Genomic DNA, 8,090 nt, shown 5'->3' on the forward strand with positions numbered 1-8,090 from the left:
CGTACAGAAACTCACATTGGCAACGTCGTTTTACAGATCTTATCGTTGAAATTATTCAAACCCGGAATATTTAACACCGGACAAATGAGCCATGTCTCGATTCCATGTTGCGAGATCTTTCTTGTTAAACTGATCCAAAGAGTTGTGGCCGCACGCTCTTGCCATGACCTGCATCAGTTCCACTGACGCTTCAAAAAAGTTTTTGAGTTGATGAGACGCTTTATCAACATTAAGCCGCTGTCTGAGATCCGCTTTCTGAGTCGCAATTCCTGCCGGGCAGTTATTGGTGTTACACATCCGCGCCGCAACACAGCCAATAGACTGCATCGCACTGTTGGAGATAGCCACACCATCGGCCCCCAGTGCCAGCGCTTTGACAAAGTCCATCGGCACCCTGAGGCCACCAGTAATAATCAGAGTCACTTTGCCACTCATTCCTTGTTGGTCGAGATAGCGCCTTGCTCTGGCCAGAGCAGGAATTGTAGGCACACTGATATGATCCCGGAACATCTCCGGAGCAGCCCCTGTACCGCCCCCCCTACCGTCAAGAATGATGTAATCGGCACTTGCATCCAAGGCAAACTGAATGTCTTCTTCAATGTGGTTTGCACTGAGTTTGAAACCTATTGGAATACCGCCGGTGATTTCTCTGACTCTGTCGGCAAACTTTTTGAAGTCTTCAGCTGTATGCAGTTTCTTAAATGTTGGCGGCGAAATAGCAGGCTCTCCCTCCGGAATACCCCTAACTTCCGAGATCTTGCCGATATTTTTATTTCCCGGGAGGTGGCCGCCCGTGCCTGTCTTCGCCCCTTGCCCTCCTTTAAAATGGAAGGCTTGTACAGATTTTAATTTGCTTTCGTCGTATCCGAACTGAGCACTGGCCAGTTCATAAAAATAACGTGAGTTGGCCGCCTGCTCTTCGGGTAACATGCCCCCTTCCCCAGAGCAAATCCCCGTGCCTGCGAGATCCGCGCCTTTGGCCAAAGACACTTTAGCCTCCTCGGACAACGCGCCAAAGCTCATATCAGAGACGAACAATGGGATGCTCAATTTCAGCGGTTTCTTTGCCTGCGGACCGATAACCAGCTCGGTATCTACGCTGACATCTTCGAGCAGCGGCTTGGTGGCCATTTGTGCGACCATGATTTGCAAATCATCCCAGTGGGGCAGCAAATGTCTCGGTACACCCATCGACGTCATCGGTCCGTGATGCCCCAGTTTAGACAGCCCTTCTCTTGCTAACTGATGAATGAACTCTACCGTTGGTTCTTCAATGGTTTTGGTTGCGATAGGTGCCTGATCCCCCTTAACCTGAATACCAGGCCCTTCTTGCCCAATCTGCTCATCTGCAAATTGCTTATGAGTGCCATCACAATAAGGCAGGTTTGCAGAGTGTTTACAGCGACACAAATACGCATCGTCACTGGAGTCTGCAGAAAAGCGTAGCGGCTTGAATTCGGAGCCCTTATGAGAGCCATCACAAAAGGGTTGATTGCTCGAACGTCCGCAAGCACAGAAGTAATACTCCTGACCTTCCTTGAGTTCTACTTTAATAGGTTTGTTGTTCGCGATGACAGGTTTGCTCATGGTGCTTCCTTCTGAGAGTTATCTTTGTTAGCCCCTGTAAGCGTAGAACAAAAAGAAGCCAGTTATAAAAACTGGCTTCTGGATCACAGATCAATACATACCGTTAAAAAGGTGCCACACAATCTGTGTAGTCATTTGGTGCAACCGGCAACGCATCATTGTTATTAAATGCATCTAATGTTGCTCCCATTGATACGATCGCCTCGACGTCTGTTCCTTGCCATGTAGCAACGGCTAGAGCAATAATATCGTCAATGGTCATCCAGGTACCGTTCACCTCGATAGTCGCAGTACCAGATAGACCACCCGCATCGGGTCTGTGTCTGGTATTGAAGATAAATGCCAGCAATTGTTGTGCTAATTGCTCTTTGTGCATGTTCTCTTCGGCATTACCATTACTGTCAACCAGGAATTGAGACACTTCAGATTGCCAGGTACCAGCGTCCCAAATGACACCGTCACCACTAAAGGCCGCCGCAACCGGAGTTCCTCCGCTAAAGGTACCATCAAACGGTTCGTCACCAGCTTCAAAGTAAACTGAAGGGCTGCTATAAGGCGCTAGACTGTTGACATACACTCTGTCAGCCTCAGTAAGCTCAGACAAACCATTTTTGTTGTGCCAGTAGCCTTTGGTATCAAAGTTTACAATCACATCACAAACATTGTTGAACTCAAAATCATCACCTGAGCCGCCGTCATTTCGGTTATAAACTTCACCATCAATGACAGGTAAGCCGTTGTCGTAAGTCAATACAGAACGGACATCAAATGTGACGCTTTGTTGGGAAGTATTAGTCCAACCTTGAGCTGCACTTAATGTTTCCTGTAAAACATAAGGTGCCAGATCACCACGGACATTAGGGACTAGAGCTTTAAAGGTCACGCATCCATCCTCACCAGTCTGTTTGCTGATCACCCTGTTGTACATTCCCGCAATATCACTACCGAATATCTCAACTAACTTAGTCCAAAGCTCAGGAGTCGCCTGAGGGTTAATATTGTCAGGTAATGGGACACTCTGCGGTACAGTCAGGGTCATAGGCCAGTTAGGAATCGTTGATTCGGAAGGGTCTTTCACCCCGTCTCGGTCTTTATCAAACACTTTACAGACATTAATCTCTGCAATACCTACACTACCAAATGCCACAATTAAGACGGGATCTGGGTTCTGACCAGTTTTGTATGAAATTGGGTCAGCATACAAACCAGGAACAAAACCATCATCGGTCACCTCACCAGTATCACGTCGGATAGATTGAGCGTCCGCTAGTTGTACATCCGCTAATTGAGCATCTGCTAGTTGCGCACATGCCAACGGCTCAACGAAACTCAAGTGGAGGAATCCATCATTATGGGCAGGTGCAAAGTCTCTTAACTCCGCAAATGTCGTATAGTGAGTAAAGTTTGGCTTAATCTCACCATTTGCGTTCAACGGTATCACTTGAGGGACCTGAACATCGGCAAACCACATGAATTGGTCGACTGTCCAAATCAGATCTTCTTCGCCCAACACACTAAAGGTTGTAGGGTTAGGTTCAGAGTTAGATGAGAATTTAGCGTCATCACGCTGCTCATCAGGGCGTGTAATACCAAAGAACCAACTGCTGACGTGCTCTTCACCTTGGTCAGGGTCGTAACGGCAGTTTAAGTTTTTATCGTGGAATTTACGCAAGCCGATATCATAGGCAGACGGATCAGGAACGTCTTGTTGACGAACCTTGTAGTTATCTGTTTTGGAGAATCTAGGTATGAAGCCAAAAACTCCGTCGCAGAGTTCGCCTGTAGCGCCATTATTGACTTGACCATCACATGCCTCTTGCACACTGGCCTCGGTAGAAACCCAAGCTTTGTATACGCCTCCTGGATTAGGTGTGTTGGCAAATGGGAACAGTTGGATTGTTTCACCCTCGGCTAGCTCACCACTACCCTGCTGAGCAAGGTATTCGCTACCGAGAAGATGAGAACATGGTAACTCTTCAGTCACCCATTGACCTCTGACTTTCTGTGTCACACTGTAGGTTGAATTCGGCAATGACACACCGTCTTCACCATCAAAATAAAACAGTCTGCACTCTAAAGGTTCCGGGTCAAAAGTTTCTGCGTTTTTTGGGCCTCCTTTACCTTTTACGGATTCATAACAGGTACCACCATTGACACCGGCATCTCCTTCAATGCTCGATAACAAGCATTTACCTGAAGGATCCGTAACCTGGAAGTAGTACCAACCAGCGGGTAATGCGGCTGCATGTGCTGGTGCGTTGGGACCGGGACCGCCATCCAAGAAAACTTCTTGCTTAGACTCATAACGAACGTTTTCGTTAACAATTTCGCCACCGGGTGTGGTTGTGAATATCGCACCATCTAATCTGGCATCGACAAGACCAGAGAATGCGATGCTGGTTGCAGCAATTGCTGTGAGACAAAATCGCTGCATAGATACACGCGATCTTTGAGTACTCATGATTTTCTCCTTAGAAGGAGGGGGGATTACCACCTTATAGGAGCAATTTTTGTACCGATTATAACTATTTGATATCTCGAGAAATCATACAGAGGCTTTACAGCTACAAGACACAACGCATTGTTTTTGAACAACTGTCATGTTACACACTCATCTTTACAGGTTGTAAACTAATTCAAAGGAACTAGGCATCAGCTATCCAGCTCGATATTGTGTTTTTTGACTAAGCGATAAAGCGTTGGCCTTGAGATTTTCAGATATCTCGCAGCGGCGGTCATGTTGAATTTGTGAGAGCGGATGACCTGCTCAATAAACTCTGAGCGGATGTTCTTCAGGTCTATCGGGCGAAAGGGCATTTCAACGTCAAGCCCAAGGGCTTCTGGTTCGATCAACGAATCCTGAGACAGCACTACGGCACGCTTAATAACATTCTTGAGTTCACGAATATTCCCCGGCCAGGAGTGATGCCTCAATACCGTATAGCTATTAGTCGATAGCTTCAGCCCTGAGCGGCCCGCCAACGTCATTTCTTGAAGAAGAAATATATCCGCCAGAATCTGAATATCTTCCGGGCGTTCGCGAAGGGAAGGAAGAGTGAGTGGCAATACATTGAGGCGATAAAACAGATCCTGCCTGAAGTCATCGTGCTCAATCAACAAATCAATAGGTTCATTGGTTGCAGCGATAACCCGGCAATCTATAGTATCCGTGCTGTCCGAACCCACACTGTTAATTTGTTTGGTTTCCAAAAAATGCAGTAAGTGCCCCTGAACTTCAACAGGCATGTCACCGATTTCATCGAGAAAAAGCGTCCCCTTATTGGCCCTGCGTATAAAGCCAACGTGGTTCTTAATCGCACCAGTGAAAGCACCCTTCTCATGGCCGAACAATTCGGATTCGACCAGGCCTCTGGGGATCGAGCCGCAGTTAAGCTCTACAAATGGGCCTTTGCAGCGTTTAGACGTATCATGAATGAGCCGAGCGCAGCGACTTTTACCTACGCCAGTTTCTCCCTGAATGAGTATCTCACTGTCACTGGCGGCATATTGTGAAATCCGTTTATTAGTAAATTCAATTGCTTTGCTGACTCCAGTTAAGCCAGTCAAAACGCGCCTCCTTTGTTAGCACCTCTGATACTAATAATACTAGCGCCTGCTACACGGGTTATCTGTCTGACACCGTCTCATTTATGAGACTCTCAAGGAGGTCAAGTATAACAGCTTGATTGTTATAGCTGTGTATCACTTTTGACATAGGTGGTAGAAAATTCGTAACTGTCACACGTATGCTTGGCTAGCGAATATTCAAAAACCTGCCCATTATCCAGGTAGGCATTCTGAGTGACATTAACCAAATGTTCTCCAACTGGAAGCCCAAGCAAATCTCCTTCTTCCGGTGTTGCATGACCTATGGTAATTCGGAGATTAGCACTGTGGATATTGAGATTCAGATGGTCTGAGATATAACCGTAAATGGATGTTTTCACATGGTCTACAGACAAACTCGGCACGATGCCCGCAGACAAATAAATGTACTCAATGATCGATGGCACTCCATCAAGCACTCTTACACGAGTAATATCGTAAACAGGGTCCCCGACTTTACATTTCAACTTATCGGCAATTGTTTCGTCTGCTGCCAGCTGAGAGAACTTGATCACACGTGTGTTCACTGTTTTCCCTCTGTCCTCAGCCCGTCGCTTGGTTCCGAGCAGATGCGAGTCCGATACGCCTCCGCTGAGCGGTTTAACGAACGAACCTGAACCACGCTTTCTGACCACCAGCCCATCTTTTACCAGAAAATCCATCGCTTTCTTAATGGTGATCTCACTGCAGTTAAACTCACTCGCCAGAGACTTACCATCCGGAAGCTTCTGCTCGCTAGAGTAATAGCCCGACAGGATTCGTGTTTTTAGTTCGTTGTATATGCCCTGATACTTCACCATTTACTCTGATCCTGCGTCAAATTTGTGACGCTGCTGTCCATTAACGTCTAATAAACTAAGCAGGTTACTGGGTTCTTTTCCTTTGTACAAGCGCTACCTGAAAAACATATGGTTATTACCATAACCACCATTGCCTGACACACAAAAGAAACGATCTACATCACAAATAAAATGACCAGCAATTGTAAAACCATATGGTTTTAATAACATCGGGACCAAGTTAAATTCTATAGTTCATCATACATTGGGGTAGATATGGCATTTCAGGGAAACTTTTTATGGGGCAGCGCATCAGCAGCGTATCAGATTGAGGGTGCCGCAAACTTAGACGGTAAAGGCGATTCTATTTGGGACGTATATTCTCGCGTACCAGGAAACACCTTCAAAAACACCACAGGAGAAGTGGCAATTGACTTCTACCACAAGTTTGAAGAAGACATCGAGTTGATGCGTGAGATGGGCTTAAAAGCGTATCGCTTTTCAGTAGCGTGGACACGTATCATGCCCGATGGACGCACATTGAACCCTAAAGGAGTTGAGTTTTACCACAAAGTCATTAACAAGCTGATTGAATGTGACATTACACCCATCCTGACCATTTACCATTGGGATTTGCCTCAGGCACTTCAGGATGAATATCAGGGTTGGGAAAGTCGCAAGATCCTTAATGACTTTACCCGCTACTGTGAGCTGCTGTTTGATGAATATGGCGACAAAGTTCCTTACTGGGTGTGTATGAACGAGCAGAATATCTTTACCAGTTTGGGTTACGTACAGAAAATCCACCCACCAAAGGTTTCAGATTATCAACGCTTTATTAATGCCAACCACATCGCTAGCCTGGCTAATGCCAGCGCAGTTAAGCGATTCAAAGAGATGGGCTTGAAAGGCAAGATTGGAGCAAGTTTTGCCTATAGCCCTACCTATTCAAAGACCGCATCCCCTGAAGATGTGATTGCCGCTGAGAACGCACAAGAGATCCAGGACCTATTGTGGATGGATGTCTACGCAAAAGGCGCTTATCCCAGAATTGGTCTCAAGTTGCTTGAAAGATTAGGCATCCAAATCGACTTTCAGGATGGAGACCGCGAGCTTCTCAAAGCCGGTGTCTGTGATTTTATGGGCTTAAACTACTATCAGTCAGCCACCTATGTCGCACCGGAAAACAAAGCTGAAACGGCACAAACGGGTAACGCCGCGCAGGTTTCGGTCGTCTCCGATGTCGCAGACATACCAACAGACCATTATTATGTTCGCGCAGACAATGAACATTTAAAGATGACCGACTGGAACTGGGCGATTGATCCAGAGGGCTTGCGCGTCGCATTGCGTCGAATTACTTCCCGCTATGACCTTCCTATTCTGATCAGTGAAAACGGTCTGGGTGCCTATGACACGCTAACTGAAGAAGGCCGAGTCCATGATGACTATCGCATTGACTTCCTTAAGGCGCACGTACAAGCAATTGGTGACGCCATTGATGACGGTTGTGAAGTGATTGGCTACTGCACCTGGTCTTATCAAGATCTGTTTAGCTGGCTGAACGGCTATGCGAAACGTTATGGCTTTGTTTATGTTGATCGAGATGAAGAGAGCGAGAAAGAGCTGAAGCGTTACAAAAAAGACAGCTTCTATTGGTACCAGCAAGTCATTAAGTCGAATGGCGAAGCACTGTAATTAGACCGGAAAACTATCATCATTCCCTTGAAAAAGGGAATCTTCTTTAGCGCGTTGCAAACAAAAAATAAGTGCATTTAAGTTTGCTACGCGCTAGAAGAGATCCTCGTTTTCACGATGTATGGACTCCCTCCCTCAAGAGGGAGCTAAAATTACTGGTGACCAAACCATAATCTTTAGGAGTCCATACATGAATAAGTCTACGACCATTGCTATTGATTTAGCAAAAAGCTCATTCCAGGTTTGTAAGCTGGTTGGCAATCATGTCGCTACAGAGAAACCATTCAGCAAAGCCAAACTAAAATCCTGGTTACTCAAACAACCGCCTTGCACCGTCGTAATGGAGTCCTGTGCTACTTCCCACTTTTGGGGGCGTTTTTGCCAATCCATAGGACATGAAGTTATCTTGATCGCACCAAA

5 protein-coding genes and 1 pseudogene are annotated in these 8,090 nt (G+C 46.3%); 2 read left to right on the top strand and 4 right to left on the bottom strand.

Going from position 1 to position 8,090, the window contains the following annotated elements:
* Nucleotides 1-51 precede the first annotated feature (51 nt).
* The 4 genes from C4S60_RS01805 to C4S60_RS01820 form a co-directional block, all read right to left on the bottom strand.
* Nucleotides 52-1,587 (bottom strand): glutamate synthase-related protein, encoded by a 1,536-nt coding sequence (locus C4S60_RS01805; protein WP_103878600.1) that lies wholly within the window; start codon nucleotides 1,585-1,587, stop codon nucleotides 52-54.
* 103 nt (nucleotides 1,588-1,690) lie between these two features.
* Nucleotides 1,691-4,048: a hypothetical protein gene (locus C4S60_RS01810; protein ID WP_244182990.1), complete on the bottom strand. Its 2,358-nt coding sequence runs from the start codon at nucleotides 4,046-4,048 to the stop codon at nucleotides 1,691-1,693.
* 191 nt (nucleotides 4,049-4,239) lie between these two features.
* A complete protein-coding gene (locus tag C4S60_RS01815) occupies nucleotides 4,240-5,154 on the bottom strand; it encodes a sigma-54 interaction domain-containing protein (protein WP_103878601.1) in 915 nt (304 codons plus the stop codon).
* A gap of 122 nt (nucleotides 5,155-5,276) precedes the next feature.
* A complete protein-coding gene (locus C4S60_RS01820) occupies nucleotides 5,277-5,993 on the bottom strand; it encodes a GntR family transcriptional regulator (protein ID WP_103878602.1) in 717 nt (238 codons plus the stop codon).
* Between the two features lie 255 nt (nucleotides 5,994-6,248).
* On the opposite strand from C4S60_RS01820, the gene C4S60_RS01825 reads away from it, so the two are divergent.
* Both C4S60_RS01825 and C4S60_RS23410 read left to right on the top strand, forming a co-directional pair.
* The gene (locus C4S60_RS01825) at nucleotides 6,249-7,670 is read left to right on the top strand and encodes a glycoside hydrolase family 1 protein (RefSeq protein ID WP_103878603.1); all 1,422 of its coding nucleotides are present in this window, start codon (nucleotides 6,249-6,251) and stop codon (nucleotides 7,668-7,670) included.
* A 190-nt stretch (nucleotides 7,671-7,860) separates the two neighbouring features.
* Nucleotides 7,861-8,090, top strand: a pseudogene (locus C4S60_RS23410) (IS110 family transposase); the annotation flags it as partial.

It is taken from the genome of Vibrio hangzhouensis, assembly GCF_900107935.1.
Classification (GTDB): domain Bacteria; phylum Pseudomonadota; class Gammaproteobacteria; order Enterobacterales; family Vibrionaceae; genus Vibrio; species Vibrio hangzhouensis.